Here is a 19729-nt window from a genome sequence, read left to right on the forward strand (position 1 = left end):
TTATTATTTGGAATGTTCTAAAAATTCTCGAGCTTGCTTTTTATATTGCTCTGCTTTGGGGTTATAGGCCTTGGGAGATATATTTATAATTTCCAAGGCAGTTTGGCGGGCTCCTTCTATGTCTTGAATATGTCGTTGTAAACACATTATCTGATATCTGGAACGTAGATTTGTGGGTATAATGGCAGCTATGGTTTTCAAAGTGGTTAATGCATCGCTATATTGTGATAAATGGGCATAGCAATCGGCCATACGATAGTAAAGAGATATATTGGAAGTATACAGGGAAGCTTTTTTATATATGGGTATAGCTTCTTCATATCGTTTTTGTTTAGCTAATGAGTTGGCATATTGTGTAAGGAAGGCTTCGGAAGTACTTGCTTGTTCTAAAAGTCGGGCTAAAAGATTGCCGGCTTCTTCGAATCGTCTTTCTTTAATTAGTCCGATACTTTTTTTAAGCCCTATTTGCGCATTGATTACTCTGCATTGATGATATAGCAGTATGGATGCGATACAGCAAAAGATAATGCTGATTAGTCTTTTAATTAGGGTAGGGAGACTAAATCGGTTATTGGATGCAGCCAATAAAATAGCTCCATAGTTTAGTAGTAAAAACCAAGTGGTTATTGCAGCATATATGAAGTTGAATAACGCCATTATGGCAATGGCTAATACAATAGCTAATGCTTCTCTGTTTTTTTGTCGAATAGCCAGATAGCCAAGTAATATGAAAAATCCCAGATACCAGATGAAACCTGTGATACCTCCTTCTATGGCTTGTTCCAGATAGTCATTATAGGCCATTGCAACTAAAGAAGCATTTTGGTGTTCTGTTGTTGATGGTTGGCTGCAAAAGTAGGATGCTTGTTTCAAGTTATAGTTTCTCTCGAATAATCCATATCCGTAGCCTTCAATCGGATTTTTTGCAACCATTTCCGTACTAAGTTTCCAAATGAGTAAACGCCCGTCGGCAGAATCCTTCTTAATTTGATAAATATGTATTCCGGTAAAAAAGATTGTTGTACATAAAAGGGAGAGTAATAAGGCTCTTCTTATATAGTTGCTTTTTTTCCAAAAACGATGGATACGTTTGCCGGAAAGGAGGTAAGTGGCTAATAGGATGGCACCTCCAATATAAGCAGTCCTGCATTTCAATATGAATAAAAATAGAAGTATACATCCGAATAGAATTTTGTAAATAAATGTTTTATCAAGGTTCCTGATTCTTTCAATAAGAATGGGCAAACAGCAAAGTATGAAAATTGCATTCGTGTTTGGATTTTCATTTGTGCCGGAAATAGGGAAATATTTACTGTATGAGTCAATAATGTTTAAAGATTGTCCGAGCATAAATACCAACTGGATAATTGCAATACAGAGAAGAATGTTTTTTATAAATGTAATGTTTATGATTTGTATCCGTATTAAAAAAGAAAGTGTTATCAGGTAGATGATACTTGAAATTAAATAGAGAGAACGGTAGTATTCGCCATTAGTGTGGTAGCAGTGTAACAGAATGTATACTCCCCAAAAAAACACAATACAGCTATATATAGATACTTTTTCATAACTGGTGTTATGTATCGCATAAAACGCTGTTATTAAAGTTAATAAAGATACTAATATAGAAAAAAATAAGGTGTTGGATAAGGAGGGGTAAACGAATATGCCGCTATCGAATGTGATTGCGATGCTTATTAATATAAGTATAATAATCGATAAGACTCTTAATAGTTTTGCCATGTGTGTGTACATAGTATTAATTTTAATGGATTTTACAAAAGTAGACGGATTTTGTATCGGTTGTCATGTATGTTTTGATGTTTGGTCTGTTAATTTTGTTATTTATTTTAAATTGTGGAAACGGCATTGCTTCTGAGAGTAGCTGAAGATTGTAGTATTTACACTTCCTGAAATAAATGTACTATTGAAAAAGAGGTACTTTGGGATAGTGATAATTGATATAATCTATAAGTTATTATGCCCGATTTACAATCGGTTTTGTTTGGCATGCCGGCAGTGAATTTGTCGTTTATACTTCCATTTATTTTTTTTGTAGTGGTAACTATATATGGACACCGGTCTTATAAAAGGATGAAGAAGGTGCGTAGTAAATAACCTGCTTGTCTTTTTATTAATGAGAGAGTTGGGCGTGATTCTTATTTATCGTATTTTTGTGCAATAAAGAATCTAATTCGTCTCTGGTATGAAAAACATAAAGCATCAGAATATAAGTAGGATTACCTTATTCCTTATTTCACTATTTTGGGTTACCAAGCTTGTCGCACAAGACATATCGTTCAACTATTTATCTACTGAGAATGGACTTTCACAGTTCACAGCCTACTGTTTATATAAAGATGAACTTGGCAGGATATGGATAGGAACACGTGACGGATTGAATGTATACAATGGTAATTGGGTGCGGAGTTATAAGCCGGAGCGTGGGAATGAACATTCTATTGTTGGAAAAGATGTCAGGAGGATTTGTGGGGATGGTAAGGGACATTTATATATACAGACAATTGAGGGAATATGTATTTTTGATATGTATTCCGAAACGTTTGAAACAATCCAGAAAGGGCCGGGGCATTCAATTACCTATAGTTCTGATACATTATTGATAGGTGGTAATGGTTCTGTTTATTCTTATGATGTTCTGAATCATCAGGTAAAACCTTATTGTTCTTTAGAGGGAGATATACAGGTCTCTTCTTTATTGAAAGATAAAACCGGACGGTTGTGGCTTGGGACCCGGGGGGATGGATTGTATTGCTTGAAGAAAGGAGAAATGAAGCAGTTGTGTGTTTTACCTCAATGTAATGTTTTTAATCTTTATCAGGATTCATCCGGTGACATTTGGGTGTGTACTTGGGAAGACGGACTTTACCACATATCTGACAATGGAACAGTACATTATACGGATGGAGGAGCAGATAGAACACATTGTATATCATCCAACTCCGTAAGAGATTGTTGTGAAGATAATCAGGGAAACCTATGGATTGCAACTTTCAATGGTTTGGATAAGTTTGATAAGAAGAAAAACGAATTTGTCTATTATACTTCTACAGATATACCAGGTAGTCTGAGTAATGCTTCTGTTTATTGCATTATTAAAGATCACCAGGGAACTCTCTGGGTGGGCACCTATTTCGGTGGGGTGAACTATTTTAATCCCGAATATGAAATTTATACCCATTATCGTCCCGGATTGCACGAGAACGAGGGACTTAGTTTTCCGGTGATCGGTTGTTTTGCAGAAGACAAGAGTGGAAATTTATGGATTGCTACCGAAGGAGGTGGGCTGGACTTCTATGATCGTACCAACAAGCGTTTCAAGTAGTATAAGCATAAAGAGGGACACAACTCTCTTTCGCATAATAACATAAAAGCTTTGTACTATGACGAAAAGCGAGAGGCACTTTGGATCGGTACTCATCAGGAGGGGCTTAACAAACTGGATTTAAAAACAGACAGAATTACCACTTATAAACTTCCTGATGTGGCAGGAAAGCAATTGTCTAATGTAATACTGGACATTATTCCCTATAAAAATGAATTGCTGCTGGCTTCTTATGATGGTGTTTTTCAATTCAATCCCGAAACGGGAAACTTTACTCTGTTATTAAATCTGTTTTCTCATCGTTTGAAAATAGATTCGGAGGGACTCTTGTGGATTGGGGTAGAGGGACATGGCGTATATGCTTACCATTTTGATACGAAGGAGCTGGTGAATTACAGATATGATCCGGAGAAGACAAATTGTTTAAGCGATAATATGATCACCTGTATAACCGAAGATCGTCATCGCAATCTGTGGTTCTCAACGATTAGTTCCGGCATTGACGTTTATTACCGGGAGACAGGTAAATTTGAGAATTTCAATTCTAAGAAGAACGGTTTAGGCAGTGATTGTATCTATGCTGTAACAGAGTCTTTAAACGGCAAATTGTTACTGACCACTAATCAGGGATTCACCCTTTTTGATTATTACACGAAGTTGTTTTACAATTATGATAATGAGAATGGCTTTCCTTTCACTACGCTGAATGAGAACTCATTATATCAATGTAAAGATGGTGAAATATTTCTGGGAGGTATCAAAGGGATGGTTTCATTCTATGAAAAAAGTCTCAATATTCCTCCTAAACCTTATGATATCTTTCCGGTAGGACTTTGGGTGAATGGCGAAGAAGTGGGTATCAATGACAAGACAGGTATTCTGAAATCTTCTTTTTATGACACCTCTGCTATTACGCTGAAAAGTGATCATTCGGTTTTGAATCTGGAATTTGCCGTTTCTAACTATATTGCTGCCAATCAGCATGAGTTTGTATATCGGTTAGAGGGATTTTCCAATGGTTGGACAAAGATATACAAGCAACGTACTATTACTTATACCAATCTGTCACCGGGTGACTATACCCTGATTGTAAAACCGACAGGAATTAATAATGTGTACCAACCGGAATATCGTCTTAACATAACCGTTCTTCCTCCTTTTTACAAAACGATCTGGGCTTATCTTATCTATGTTGTCATTACGATTAGCCTTCTTTATTATATAGTGAGGACCTATCATGGAAGAATAAAATTGCAGGAATCTCTTAAATACGAGAAACAGCACATTCGGGATGTAGAAGAACTGAACCAATCTAAACTCCGTTTCTTTACTAATATTTCTCATGAGTTCCGTACTCCGTTGACGGTTATTGTGGGGCAGATTGAAATGTTACTGCAGGTACAGTCGTTTCCACCGGCTATTTACAATAAACTTCTGAATGTTTATAAGAACGGGCTCCAGTTACGGGGATTGATCAGTGAATTACTTGATTTTCGCAAGCAGGAGCAAGGTCATATGAAGATAAAGGTGAGCAGGCATAATCTGGTTGACTTCTTATATGAAAACTATCTGCTTTATATCGAATATGCATCTACCCGGCATATCAAATTCTATTTCAATAAGGATCAGGATCAGTTGGAGGTTTGGTATGACTCGCGTCAGATGCAGAAAGTTATTAATAATTTGCTGTCAAATGCTTTTAAGTATACTCCAGAGAAAGGAAGTATCTCCATCAACATCAGTAAGAGAGGAGAAGAAGCTATTATTGAAGTGCAGGACAGTGGTAAAGGAATCAAGCCGGAAGAAGCAGGGAAGATTTTTGAACGCTTCTATCAAACCAGCAATGATCCGGAGAATACTCAGGGAACAGGTATTGGGCTGGCCTTGAGCAAAGGTATTGTGGAGTTACATAAGGGGCGGATTGAGGTTAGTAGCAATCAGACGAGTGGGACAACGTTTACTATTGCGTTAAAGTTAGGAAATGCCCATTTCACCGCAGAACAGATAGAGACAGAGGAGCCGAAAGAAGAGGAAGCAGCAGTCATAGTCGAATCGAAATTCATGGTTGAACAGCAGGTGTTGGACGATACGGTGAAGGAACGTATCAAAGGAGCGAAAGTACTGATTGTGGAGGACAATGACTCTTTAAGAGAAATGTTGGCGGGTCTGTTTGAACCTTATTATGAGATAATAACCGCTGCGGATGGAGAAGAAGGATTGAAAGAGGCTCGTGATAGAATGCCTGATCTTATTATTAGCGATGTGGTTATGCCTAAAATGACCGGTATTGAACTCTGCAAACAGATAAAGCAGGATTTCGAAACGTGTCATATTCCGGTTGTTCTATTGACGGCCCGTACTGCGATAGAGCATACCATTGAAGGCCTGCGTATTGGTGCGGACGATTATATTACGAAACCTTTTAATGTGAACCTGCTTATTTCCAGGTGTAATAATCTGGTGAACAGTCGTATCGTATTGCAGGAGAAGTTTAGTAAACAGCCACAGACCCGTGTTCAGATGTTAGCAACCAATCCGATGGATAAAGATCTGTTGGACCGTACCGTTACCATTATTGAAAAGAATATGGATAATGCAGAGTTTAGTCTGAATGACGTGATTCGTGAGTTGTGTATCTCTCGCACCAACTTCTTCTCTAAAATGAAAGCTATTACCGGACAAACTCCGAACGATTTCATTTTGACAATTCGTTTGAAAAAAGCCGCTTATCTTCTGAAGAATGAATTGTTCTTGTCAATAGCTGAGGTGGCAGACCAGACAGGTTTTAGCTCTCCCCGTTACTTCAGCCGTTGCTTTAAGGAAGTATATGGTATCAGCCCATTATTCTATCGCACGGGTAATAAGGACGAGGATGTGGAAGAAACGGAAGAGGAAACTGGCCGGTAAAGAGGCGTTCATCATCGTATAAATCTTTGGTGTATGATATATGCCCTATTCTGTATCAGTCGTTTTTTATGTACGTGATATTCTCTTCACCTCTTATATTGGATTCATTCGGTAAATACGTAGTAGTCAAAAAAGTAATTACAGATATTTCTCATAAGAAAATTTTAGGTAGAATATACTTCGTTGATATTATGTAATCGTTTGATTTATAATAGATAATAACCTCTTATTTAATGTCTTGTAAAAGTGTACATTTATTCATGTGTTAATTGTACATTCTTGTTATGCAAAGATGTACAGTTTTGTAGTGCAAAAGTGTACACTCTTACAAGGCAGAGGGAGTTTGTTAAAGAAAGGTGTTAATAATGTTAATGTAATAGCAGGAGTAAGTTTAATACGAAGTTTATTAAATGAATGTGCACTATGCGTACAATCAGGTGCACATTGCGTACAGAATAATTCCTGCATGTTGTGTATCGGTGAATTGTACTTGATGTGCCTCCTTTAAGTACGCAATATGCATCCCTCTCTTTCATATTTATTCCACTTTTGTTGCATCAAAAACCGATGTAAAACTTATCAATTTTAAAATTTATAGTATGAAAAAGACATTATTCTCCGCAATGTGTGCTTTGTTTCTCTGCTCAGGCATGAGTGCGAAAGTAATCTATGTAACTACTGATGGTAATGACAACAATGCCGGGACTTCCTGGGAGACGGCAGTGAAAGATTTGAATGTGGCAATAAGCAAAGCCGATAAAGGTGATGACATTTATATTGCTGCAGGTACCTACGTTTTCAATACATCTATTATGATGAAAAATGGAGTAAGCTTTTATGGTGGATTTGCCAAAGGAGAAACCTCTGTCGATGTACGTCAACGACCTAATCCTCAAACTGAACCTTGGAACTTTACAAATGAAACGATTTTTACCGGTGAGAATGAAAACCGTTTGATGGAACGTGAGGATAAAAGTTCTCTTTGGGATATGCTGTATGTGGATGGAATTACTTTTAATAATTATAAGGTAACCAAGGACTGGCGTTTTTTATATTTTAGAAATTCAGTTACTTTCCAGAATAATAAAGTGATTAATTGCGCAGCTAATGCTACTCTTGTTTATGGTGAAGAGAATTTCATAGTACGTGATTGTTATTTTGCGAATAACAGCAATTTAGGTGATTTGACGAAGACTAATTCAGTGATTTATTTTTGTGGTTATGCAGTAGGCAGTTTGCCAAATCGTATGGAGAACTGTGTTTTTGAAGCTAACAAAATGCAATCTTTTGGACTTTATAATTATAATGGCGGACCACAGAATCAATCAGACGAAGTACTGATTACCAAGTGTCTTTTTAAAGATAATACAGATAAATGTATTGGAATTGCTTATGATTGGTCAGAAGGCACGATGGCGATAACGGACTGCCTGTTTGAAGGAAATGCTACGACTGTTTCTGGTACTGTGCTTTCCGGAAAGTCAAATGTGCAGGCAAGTTTTGCTAACAACATTATTCGTAATAATCAAAATACAGCAGAAAGTGGAGACGAATGGAGAAGTGCTCTTATTACAACGGTTTCCAATATGGTTCTTGCTAATAATCTGATAGTGAATAATACAAGTAAGCAGTTACTGATAGACATTCAGGGAGGTACCCAGTTGAATAATACCATTGCCAATAATAAAGGTACTTTGTATATTGATGGTGCCGGTAGCCCCTTCTGGTATAATAATATTGTAGTAAACAACGAAGCAAGCAGAGAAAAAGCAGTGGAGGTTGCAGCTAATAACGAACAGTGTTGGATAGAATACAGTGCTTTTGATACAGAGATTGATTTTGGAGAAGCAACGAATAGTAATAATGTTGTAGATGCTACCCCTTTTGTAAATCCTGCTTCTTTCAAAGGGGCTGCTACGGATGCAACTCAGAAAGAGGAGTCTGCAAAAGCTGATTATTCTCTAAAGGAGGCTTCGTTGGCCATAAACTCCGGTACTACTGAATTTGACTATAATTGTGAGCTGGAAGATGCCTGGGTTGAAAAATTCATGAAGAAAGATATTGCCGGCAATAATCGTATTGTAAATGGTAAAATCAATATGGGAGCTTACCAGGGTTCGGCACTCACTGGCATTTATCCGAACAAAGCAGATAACGGTTCCTCGGTGGTGGCTTATGGGAATCAGTTGGTAGTAACTTCTGATGAAAACTCGGTTGTAGAGGTTTACTCTATCGTAGGTGAAATGGTACTTACTATGCCGGTTGCTGCGGGTGATAACACTATAAACATGTCCGGAAATGGTTTCTATCTGGTGAAAGTCAGCAATGTAAACGGTTCGAAGACATTTAAAGTTCTGGTGAAATAACTTTAGAAATAAAATAGTATGAAAAAAAGTAATTTGGCGACAAAAAGGTTGTGGAGCCTGTTTGTAGTTTGCTGCCTGATGACGCAAATAGTATGGGCACAGGTAGGAACTATAACTGGTAAGGTTATTGACAAAGCCGGGGAGGGCGTGATTGGAGCATCTGTTCTGGTGGTAGGTACGACAATGGGTACCATTACAGATGTAGATGGAAACTTTAAGTTGGACAATGTACGGAGTGATGCAACTTTGAAAATCTCCTTTGTCGGCTATCAGACATTAGAGGTCAAAGTAGCAGGAAAGAAAAGTTTGACAATAACGCTGCAGGACGATACACAAGCTCTGGATGAAGTAGTGGTAGTAGGTTATGGTGTACAGCGTAAGTCGGATTTGACGGGGGCGGTTGCTTCTGTTAAAGCAGACGATATTCTGAAAAATACGCCGACTAATAATATTGAAAATGCACTTCAGGGACGTATGGCAGGGGTTAGTATTGTTTCCGCTTCGGGTGACCCTACTCAGGGAGCTACGATCCGTGTGCGTGGAGCCAACTCTATCAAGGCAGATGGTGGTCCGCTGGTAGTAGTCGATGGTTTTATCGGAGGTACATTGAGCATGTTGAATCCGGGTGATATAGAGTCCGTCGAGGTACTGAAAGATGCTTCTGCTACGGCTGTTTATGGTTCACGCGGGGCAAATGGAGTCATCCTGATTACGACTAAAAAAGGAAAATCCGGAAAAGTAAATATGAATTATAATGGATATGTCAATTTTAAAAAGCCATATACTCTTCCTGATGTTTTGTCTCCCGGACAAATGGCCGATTTAGCAAACGATTACGGAAGAGAAATTAACCGGAACTCTGGTTTGGATCCTCAGGTTTTCTATGATGCAGATGCTGTTAAAAGTTTCTATAATGGAGGTGGATATGACTATCTGGATGCTATTTTCCGGGATGTGGCGTTGGAGCACACACATGAATTGTCGGTGACCGGAGGAAATGAGAAAACTCAATTTGTATTTTCCGGGCGTTATAATTATAACGAAGGTACGATTGAAGAGTCGCAACGCAAGTTGATCAATGCCCGCTTGAAGGTGGATACAGAACTTCTTCCATGGTTAAAAGCAGGTGTGAACTTTAATGGCAGTTACTCTAAAGATTCCGGGGTGAACTTTGGCGGATGGCAGAATACATTGGTGGATGCACTGAATTTTCCGAATACCGTTTTACCGAAAGATGAAGATGGAGCTTATCATCACAAAGATATTCAGGGAGGACGTAAATTCAACCCGATGGCTCATATCAATGAGGTAGATAAAGACGGTTATTATTATAGTTCTACAATACAGGGGTATGTAGATGTTACGATCTTGAAAGGACTAACGCTACGGACTACTCAGAATTTCTGGTTCGGGAATACCAGTGCATTGAACACCAATACGAAAGGAAGCCTGAGTGGGTGGAATAGTGGGTATAACTCTGCTACTTTTACCAGTACTCAGAATTACTCTTGGACGAACCAGAATATTCTATCCTATGTGAAAGAGTTTAATAAGAACCATCGTATTAATGCTACAGCCGTTATTGAGCAACAGTATAGTAATAATATGAACAATAAGAGCGAAGGTCGTGAGTTGATTTCCGAAGAAATAGGTGCCAATAATACCTCTTTGGCTAAAAAAGTATATGGCTCTTCCGGACATACCCGGTCCTTTATGCTTTCTTATATGGCAAGAGTAAATTATGTTCTTATGAACCGGTATATGCTGACTGCTTCCTGGCGTTATGACGGTTCTTCCAATCTTTCGTCAGAGAAGAGATGGGAACAATTCCCGTCAATGGCTTTGGCATGGAATGTGAAAGAAGAATCATTCTTGCGTGATGTTGATTTCCTGAGTCAATTAAAACTCCGTGCCGGTTATGGCGAAACAGGAAATCAGGCTGTAGCCGCATATTCTGCCTGGACAGAGTTGGAGGCAACCCGTGATGCAAATGATAATTTGACTCTCACAACCAAGCGAATCGGAACGAAAGGTCTGCGGTGGGAACGTACAAAACAGTGGAATGCGGGTATTGACTTCGGAGTATTCAACAATCGCCTGACATTTACGGTAGATGTGTATAATAAGCTGACCAAGGATGCTTTACTGGATGTGACTGCACCGTTATATACCGGTTTCAAGACCCGTTTGAAGAATGCAGCCGAAATACGTAATAAAGGTTTTGAGGTTACTATCGGAGCCGATCCTGTAGCTACCAGAGATTTCAGGTGGAATACGAATATCACTTTATCACACAATAAAGGAGTTATTGAAAGCCTGGACGGGGATTTGGAATATGCTATTATTAGCGGTGGATATCAGAACGACTATTTCCGTAATATAAAGGGTGAAAAGCTTGGAACAATGTGGGGATATGTAAGTGACGGCGTTTGGAAAACAAGTGAACTGGCTGATGCTCCACAGGGAACAGAGGCGGGATCTTATCGATACAAGAACCTGGACGGTAGCGAAGATAAGCAGATAACGGTGGAAGACCAGACCATTATCGGTAATGGACAACCCTCTTTTCAATGGGGATGGAATAATACACTTACCTACAAGAATTTTGATTTAAGCCTGTTTGTTATTGGAGTACATGGCTTTGATATTTATAATTATACGCGTGCGGCACGTTTGGGAGTAGGGGATAATCCGTTGGAGTTAGGCCCCAATCCGGAGTGGTTGAATCGTTGGACACCGGAGAATGAGAATTCGGATATTGCCGGTTTTATATCAAAGCGTAATTCAAAGAAATCTGTTTCACAATACGTGGAAAAAGGTGATTTTGTGAAAGTAAAGAGCATCACATTGGGATATAATTTCCCGGAGTTAATAGTGAAACGTATGAAAATCAGTACATTGAGAATATATGCTTCTATTCAGAATCCATTCCTGTTTACCGGTTATTCCGGCATCGATCCGGAGGTTACATTGAAAAGTCCGTTAACTTCGGGGATCGATTACGGATATTATCCTAACGGACGTAATTATCTGATTGGATTGAATTTTGGGTTTTAATAATAAAAAGCAGATTGATTTATGAAAAAATATATTGTAGCGTTAGCTTTTACAGGTTGTATTGGGCTTTCCGGGTGTGCTGATTTATTTCAAGAGCCATTGAGTTTTCCAACTCCGGAGAATATTGAATATAATCAGGACAACGTAACAAGCCTGACCGATGGTTTATATCGAAAATTGTGGTTTAATAACTGGGGATTCAATTGCCGTCCCCAAATTTTAGGATTAGGAGCCGATGATATTATCGGAGGATCGGTTAGTAAACGTCATTATCTGATTGATGAGTTTTATGTACATGGCAATGATGTTGATTTGGTTTGGGAGTATTTATATGCCGTGATACAAGCAAGTAATCAGCTTATAGAAGGTTTGGAAGCTTCTCCTACCATGGCCGATGAGGCCAAGAAACCCTATTTGGGTGAGGCTTATTTTATGCGTGCATTTGCTTATTTTCATCTTGTGCGTTATTTTGGAGATGTTCCCGGATTTACCGATTCTACTTGTTATAAAGACATTTTGGGGAGTACGAACATTACCCGTAACAAGACAGAAGATATTTACAATCTGATTATTGTTCCTTCTTTGAAGATAGCCGAAGAGTATCTGCCCGAAAGAGGACGGAAGAATAACGGTTCAAATGAAACTCCTTCCAAATGGGCGGCGAAGGCATGTCTGGCTGATGTATACCTGACCATGGCAGAGTGGCCATTGAAAAAGACAGAAAATTTTGCACTTGCCCGTGACAAAGCAAAAGAAATTATTGATAAAGGAGGTTATTCACTGCTTCCGCATTACGAAGAATTGTGGAAAGAAGCTACTAAGCTTGATGCGACGGAGCATATGTTCGCGTTACCTCATGACAAGGTAAATCAAGCCAGTAACTACGGAATTTCATATATGGCAATGGAGGAAAACACGGCTGCATGGAGTGATTATCTGGCAGATTCCTGCTTTTATGAACGTTATCCGGCCGATGAACGAAAGGCATTCAACTTTATCACTAAAATGGGTGAAGGAAAAAGAGCGAAAGATTTTCGTGTAACACAGATGCGTTCTCCTGCCATCAATAAATATCGTGATTATGGAGGTACAACTACAGAAAACGGGGGAACGATGAGTGCTCAATCTTCGGGTATTACCCCAATTTATCGTTATGCTGAAGTATTACTGATTTATGCTGAAGCTCAGAATCGTGCAGAGCATGGTCCCAATACATTGGCATACCAATGCCTGAATGATGTTCGTAAACGTGCGGCCGGAGGCGGAGTGTATGACAAAGCGGAAAACATGAACGAAGAAGAGTTTGATAAAGCCGTGTTTGATGAGTACGGTTGGGAATTTTTCGCTGAGTTTAAAAGATGGTTTCAATTGGTGAGAACGGAAAAAGTATGGGAGATGAATCAAAATAATCCGCGTGTGAAAGCATCTATGATAAAGAATGGTATTACCAAAGAAGAGCGTCGTACCTATTTGATGCCACTTCCCGAACAGGAACAGATTGATTGTGGCTTTGAAGCTAATCCGAGAGTCTATTAATATAGAAAAAACGTAGTTTAGCGAGCTCTGTCTCCGGCAGCCGATAGCCGGATTGTTACGGTTACCGGAAGATAAGAGTTCGCGAAACTTAACTTAAAAAAAGAAATCCAATGAAAAACATTTTATTAGCATTGACATTATGTGGGGCTGCCGGCATTGGTTATGCGGCATGGTTCGCTCCTGCAAACTTGTTTGATTCAAACGAGGTATCGCATGCTCAGGTTGTTTCCGAACACTTGCAGCGCCAGTCTTTACAGGAAGTAAAAGCGGCTGTTTCGTCTTATACGACTAAAGCAGAATTGGAAGCGGCAGCCGATAAGCTATATACTACACTATGGGGCGGTAATTGGGGATTTAATTGTCGCCCGCAGATTTTAGGATTAGGAGCGGATGATATTGTCGGAGGATCGGTAGCTAAGCGTCATTATGCTATGGACGAGCTGAAAGTAGATGCTGCCTTTGAAGGGGATGTGAAGATTATATGGCAGGATATGTATGCACTGATAAAAGAGTGTGATCTTTTGATGGAGACAATTCAAAATTCAACGACTCTTACCGAAAGTGACAAAGTACAATATGCAGGAGAGGCCCATTTTCTTAAAGCGTTTGCCTATTACCAACTGGTTCGTTGGTTTGGAGAGGTGCCGGCTTATAAAGATTCGGAGCAGAAAGAAGATATTCTAGGTAGCACAATCATCGGTCGTAATGCGATAAGCGACATTTATAATCAGGTGATTATTCCAAATTTACAGGCTGCGGCAGAGAAATTACCGGAACAGGGACGTTTAGGAAGTGCCGGAGCCAATTCTACCCCCACTAAGTGGGCAGCAAAGACTTGCTTGGCGGAAGTATATCTGACTATGGCAGGATGGCCCCTTAAACAGACAGATAAATATGTATTAGCAAAAGAAACGGCCAAAGAGGTGATTGAGAGTGGAAAATATTCTCTATTGCCCCGTTACGAAGATTTGTGGAAAGAGGCTACTTGCGGAGACGATACGGAACATATTTTAGCGTTAAACCATACCATTGTCGGATCCAGTAATTATGGTATCTCTTACATGGCAATGGAAGAGAATGCAGGTGCCTGGAGTGATTATCTGGCCGATTCCTGTTTCTATGAACGTTATCCGGAAGACACTCGTAAGGCTTTTAATTTTGTAACAAAATTCGGTGAGGGGAAAAGAGCGAAAGATTTTAAGGTATCTGAAATGCGCTCCCCTGCTATTAATAAGTACCGTGATTATGGAGGAATAGAACCACTGAGTGCACAAACTAGTGGCATTACTCCTATCTATCGTTATGCAGATGTGCTGTTGATTTATGCTGAGGCTCAGAATAAAGCGGATAAGGGGCCGGATGCTTTAGCATACCAATGTATAAATCAGATACGTAACCGGGCCGGAGGAACTGAACTTGCTGCCGGATTGAATGAGGCCGACTTTGACAAGGCTGTATTTGATGAACGGGGATGGGAGTTTTTTGCTGAATTCAAAAGATGGTTCCAATTGGTGAGAACGGAAAAAGTATATGAGGCAAATCTGTATAATCCACGTGTGAAGGCCTCTTATGAGGCGAGAGGCATAACAGCCGGTAACCGTGATATTTATCTGATGCCGTTGCCAGCGTCGGAAAACGATAAGTATGCTATACAGATTAAAGACAATGGTTTCGACAATGCAGATTTGACTCGGGGCTTTAAAACACAACCTTATCTCTTCAATGAATGGGTTACGAACAATCCTCAGCCGAATGTAGTACAGTTTGCTGTTGTAGATGACTCGGAGCATGGAAAGGTTGCCAGAATGACCGGAGCGCCCGGCACCTGGTATAAAGATTTCCTGGCACAACGTATGAAAGGAAAAGCTGATCGTGATATTTATCGTTTGACATTCTATGCCAAATCAATGAATGAAGCTCAGCTCAGAGTATATACTTTCCTTACGAAAGAGGATGACTCGGATGCTTCCGGAGGTCGTTTCTTTGTTGTGAAACAAGATAATGTGACTGATAATAAAAAGGCATCGGTTATCTTAAAACTGACCGATAACTGGGTTAAATACATGATTGACTTTGATTTATCGAAAGTGGAACCGGACTTCTGGGAGTCGAAACCTGTGGAAGAATCTACAGATATAGACCTGACTAACTTCTGTATATTGTTTTATAATCAGAACAATGCAGAGTCATACATCGATGATGTACGTTTCGATAAGTTATCTGCACTGGAAACAAACAAGCCAAAAGCATTTACTTTTGAGAATGTATCGGAATTGGAACAGTGGAGTGCAGTGAACAGTACGCTATCATTGAGTAAAGAACACCGTAGTGAAGGGAATCAGGCTTTATGCTGGGATACGAAAGACGGAGGAACGCTGACCGTTTCTGTCGGAGAGTTTACCATTGGCAGCCAGTCCGCATTTTTTGAGATACATAACTCACAACCGTGTGACGATCAGATTACGATTGACTATCTGGACGAAACCGGTAAAGCGGTGAAAACCGGTCATATCTCAATGAATTTTAAAGGATGGCGTGAGTTCAACCGTTTCTACTCGGATTATGCAAATAAGAATGCAGCTACTATTACCGATATACGGTTTACTTATGTGGGAAAGAGTGCAGGTAATACAAAGATATATCTGGATAAAGTGAATTTTGATGCACCTAAGTCTTCCAATTGGAAAGTACTGTATCAGGATTTGATGATGCCGGACCTGGAGTATTTGTATAAAGACCGTGTTCAATTGCTGAAAGCGTATGCTGCCGGTCAGAATAAAGTGATTAATGAACCTACAGCGCAGGAAGTTACTGATTTTGAAAAGTTGAAAACTGCATTGGCTACGGTGCCTACTACAACAGTAACGATGAAAACTTTGCGATCTTATATGTCGTCTCTCGGTCTGGTCCGCAATGAAGACGGTTCGATTAATGGCCCTGCATTAGGAGGAAGCGAAGAGCTGACAATCGATATTATGATTGATATTTCTCAACGGGTGCAAGCACTGGCAGCCCATGCAAAGAAGGGAGATCAGGAAGCAAAAGACTTATTGAAAGATTATGTTGATTATATTTTAGATCAAGGTATCTTCTATGATTTCGAACGTCTGACATATAGTCATTATGGTAGTGTGGATGGTATTCCTGCAGGTTTTATAGCAGCAATGTCCGAATATACGGAGGAACAGCGGAAAGAGATGATAAAGGCTATGACCTGGATGCTCGAAGCAAATATGGTATATGCCGATGATGATTACCTGATTTCCTGGATGAATGCGGATTATCTGTGTAATTACTTTAAGCATCTGTTTGCACTGGCTGTTGCTCCTACTGATCAGAAAGAGGCTATCCAGAACTTGAAAGATATGGTTCGCTTCATGGAGTTGCATACCATTTATACTCCGGCTGGGCGGGAAGTATTGAAAGTGGACGGAACAGGTTTCCACCACGATACACATTATAATGCATATATGTATGCTTATAAAGCATGGTGCAATTATATTTATACGCTGAAAGGAACTTGTTTCCAGGTAAAGAAAGACTCTTACGAACGTATTCGTAAAGCGATCGTATCCATGTATCTGATGGCAGTAAAGGGAGCAAACAGAACTGACTACTATGCAGCTAACAGTCTTTGCGGAAGACATCCGTATACAGATGGCGGTGGAATTGTTCCGTCAGAAGCCTGGTATGTGGACCGCCTGATAGAAGGTGGCGGTGATATTTTAGGTACCAAATATGATATGGAATTAGCTGCATTCTATAACTATTTCTTTATGACGGATAAGTATGATATAGAGCCGGCGAAAGTGGATGGTTACTATCAGTTTAATTATAGTCCGGCTGGTATTTACCGGCAGAATAACTGGGTAGCTACCATGCGTAGTGCCACCACTCAGTTCTGGGGTACGGAAATTTATACGACCAGTAACCGGTTCGGACGTTACCAGAGCCATGGTACTTTGGAAGTCATGTATGATGGTGGGCCGGCTGTATGCGGATATCCTGTTGAAACAGCACCCAATGCGACAGGCAGTAAAATGTCCGGAGGCTGGGATTGGAATGTGGTACCGGGAGCTACTACCGTACATTATACTTCATGGAAAGAGATGATGCCACGAAAAGGTACAGAAGGTACTTACTGCCAGTATTCGAAAAAGGATTTTTCCGGAGCATTGGCTTGGGGACAGTACGGTATCTTTGGAACGGATTTCCTGCAAAGTGATGATTGGGGAGGTCAACAGTTTACGCCGACTAACCTGCAATTTAAGAAATCGGTTTATGCGTTCGATGGTATGCTCATCAGTATGGGTAGTGGTATCAGTGCCAAAGGTAGTTATGGAGATGATATGATTACGGCTACGAATTTGTTCCAGGGAATTGATCATGAAGGTATTAGCGGTGACCTGGTCGTAAACGGGCAGGTGATGGCTCCGGGAGCAGAGAATATGACTAACAACTCAGAGCAGGATGTATGGTTGGTAACTCCGCAAACAACGGGATATTTTATTCCGAAAGGCAATGACCCGATTGTTATCAAACACGCTAATCAAACAGCTCCACGTGAAGACGGCAGTGATGTTACAGGCGATATGAATACGGTAATGGCTGCTAAGGCTTATATTGACCACGGGGTAAAACCGGAAAATAAAGAATACCTGTTTGTGGCTGTTCCGGGGACCACACCCGAAAAGATGCAACAATTATCTGCAAAACTTGCTGGTAACGGAGGAGATATTTTTAAAGTGGAGGCACAGAATGACAAATTGCATGCATTGACTTACAAATCGCAGGGTATTACAGCTTACACGTTCTTTGGAGCAGTAGACGGACTCGGCTTTGCCAATGTGAAGTCTTCCGACTCGGAATTGTTATTGATGGAGAAGGCCGATACGGGAGCCAAAAGTATCTCATTTGCAGCCGCTAATCCGAACCTTCGCCCGAAAACACACGATCTGTTTAAGTGGATTGAACAGGAAACCAATGCTACGATTGTTGTAAAGGGCGAATGGAAACTCCAGAAAGCTGTTGATGGCGTTTCAGTTACCACTTTGGCTGATGGTAACACGCAAGTAAGCCTGCATCTGGAACAAGGAGAACCGGTTTACTTTACATTGCAGGATCCGAATGCTACCGGTATTTCTGATATGAACTTGGCAGAAGCCATGAAAGTCACTGTTTGTGAGGATCATATACAGGTTAAGAATGTAAACGGAACGGTGGCTGTTTATGACGTGGCAGGTAAGCTTGTTGATGCGAAAGAAGCCGATGGTTCGGTGACGTTCGTAATACAGGAGACGGGTTGTTACATCATCAGATGCGGTGGCGAAGTAGCCAAGGTGATTGTGAAATGATATGAACGCAGTGCCGGACCGTATTTTCTACGGTGGTAAATAATAGTATAAATGAAGGTGTGAGGAGCCGAAAATACCCCCGGCTCTTCACTCTATAAAACGGATATTCGATGAAAAAGCTGATTCTATTAGTACTTTCTTTATCTTTGGGCGGACTACTTTATGCACAGATGAAAACTTCGGAAACTACGGACTATAAACTGGTCTTTTATGATGATTTCGATCAGGATACCGGGAAACCCGATCCTAAATATTGGTCGTTTGCTGTTCCGGATGGTGCACCCTGGTCTATTTATCTTTCAAAAAGTTATGATCAGGCTTACCTGCAGGATGGTAAACTCGTACTGAAAGCAGAGAAGGCGAAACGATACCGGACAGGAGGCATCTGGACAAAAGGAAAGGTCGCTTTTAAATATGGTAAATTGGAGGTTCGTGCAAAATTCAAATCTGTACAGGGTGGATGGCCTGCTATTTGGTTATTGCCTGTCAGTCCGCAATATTCAACAGGATATGGGGGAGAAATAGATCTTATGGAGCAGGTGAGTCATGAATATATGGCATGGCACAGTGTTCATCCGGGAAGTGAGGAGTATCGCGGATCGGGTCTGGGCGGAAAGTATGTTCTCGATGATTTTAATACATATACTTTGGTTTGGACAGCGGACGAACTATCTTTCTTTATTAACGGAGTAAGTACGGGTACTTATCTGAGAAATACTCAGTTACCCGAAAGTGAGGCTTGTAAGCAATGGGTGTTTGATGTTCCCTACTATCTTATTTTGAATTATGCTTTAGGAGGTGAAGGAACCTGGCCCGGAGTGATCAATGATGAAGAGTTACCGGGATATATGGAAGTAGACTGGATAAAGGCTTATGAGAAAGTTCCTACCGGTTTCTCCCAACATACCTTTGCAGACCCGATGAAGGTATCAGTGGAGGGCAAAGAAATCTGTGTTGAGAATACAACCGGTGAGGTCTCTGTTTATGATTATTCGGGTCGATTGGTAGAAAGAATAGATATAGTTGATTCGGCACGTATTGCTGTGAAGGATACAGGCTGTTATATTTTAAAGTATGGTAATCAGGTTGTAAAGGTAAGTGTATCCTGATAAATTGCATATATATATTAGGCTTTATGCGATAGTTGATTGTATTGTTAACAG

General features: G+C 40.1%; 6 protein-coding genes and 1 pseudogene. 6 read left to right on the forward strand and 1 reads right to left on the reverse strand.

All coding sequences use genetic code 11. From position 1 onward, the window contains the following. Positions 1-3 precede the first annotated feature (3 nt). Positions 4-1350, reverse strand: coding sequence for a tetratricopeptide repeat protein (locus tag ACESQI_RS01025; RefSeq protein WP_373125368.1), 1347 nt, complete (start codon positions 1348-1350; stop codon positions 4-6). Between the two features lie 856 nt (positions 1351-2206). On the opposite strand from ACESQI_RS01025, the pseudogene ACESQI_RS01030 reads away from it, so the two are divergent. From ACESQI_RS01030 to ACESQI_RS01055, 6 genes and pseudogenes are all read left to right on the forward strand, one after another. After that, a pseudogene (locus ACESQI_RS01030) lies at positions 2207-6253 on the forward strand (two-component regulator propeller domain-containing protein). A 599-nt stretch (positions 6254-6852) separates the two neighbouring features. After that, on the forward strand, positions 6853-8619 hold the full coding sequence (locus tag ACESQI_RS01035) for a right-handed parallel beta-helix repeat-containing protein (RefSeq protein WP_223381727.1): 1767 nt from the start codon (positions 6853-6855) through the stop codon (positions 8617-8619). An 18-nt stretch (positions 8620-8637) separates the two neighbouring features. Then, positions 8638-11676: a TonB-dependent receptor gene (locus tag ACESQI_RS01040; RefSeq protein WP_320908726.1), complete on the forward strand. Its 3039-nt coding sequence runs from the start codon at positions 8638-8640 to the stop codon at positions 11674-11676. A 21-nt stretch (positions 11677-11697) separates the two neighbouring features. Beyond that, on the forward strand, positions 11698-13212 hold the full coding sequence (locus ACESQI_RS01045; protein ID WP_320908727.1) for a RagB/SusD family nutrient uptake outer membrane protein: 1515 nt from the start codon (positions 11698-11700) through the stop codon (positions 13210-13212). A 110-nt stretch (positions 13213-13322) separates the two neighbouring features. Then, positions 13323-18566, forward strand: coding sequence for a RagB/SusD family nutrient uptake outer membrane protein (locus ACESQI_RS01050; RefSeq protein ID WP_373125369.1), 5244 nt, complete (start codon positions 13323-13325; stop codon positions 18564-18566). Positions 18567-18676: 110 nt separating this feature from the next. Continuing rightward, positions 18677-19675 (forward strand): glycoside hydrolase family 16 protein, encoded by a 999-nt coding sequence (locus tag ACESQI_RS01055; protein WP_025866607.1) that lies wholly within the window; start codon positions 18677-18679, stop codon positions 19673-19675. Positions 19676-19729 lie beyond the last annotated feature (54 nt).

It is taken from the genome of Bacteroides sp. HPS0048 (assembly GCF_964240755.1).
GTDB classification, from domain to species: Bacteria; Bacteroidota; Bacteroidia; order Bacteroidales; family Bacteroidaceae; genus Bacteroides; species Bacteroides nordii.

Bases quoted from the DNA above. Each gene is read 5' to 3' on its own strand.
- ACESQI_RS01025 (WP_373125368.1), bottom strand. From the start codon at position 1,350: ATGCTCGGACAATCTTTAAACATTATTGACTCATACAGTAAATATTTC.
- ACESQI_RS01035 (WP_223381727.1), top strand. From the start codon at position 6,853: ATGAAAAAGACATTATTCTCCGCAATGTGTGCTTTGTTTCTCTGCTCA.
- ACESQI_RS01040 (WP_320908726.1), top strand. From the start codon at position 8,638: ATGAAAAAAAGTAATTTGGCGACAAAAAGGTTGTGGAGCCTGTTTGTA.
- ACESQI_RS01045 (WP_320908727.1), top strand. From the start codon at position 11,698: ATGAAAAAATATATTGTAGCGTTAGCTTTTACAGGTTGTATTGGGCTT.
- ACESQI_RS01050 (WP_373125369.1), top strand. From the start codon at position 13,323: ATGAAAAACATTTTATTAGCATTGACATTATGTGGGGCTGCCGGCATT.
- ACESQI_RS01055 (WP_025866607.1), top strand. From the start codon at position 18,677: ATGAAAAAGCTGATTCTATTAGTACTTTCTTTATCTTTGGGCGGACTA.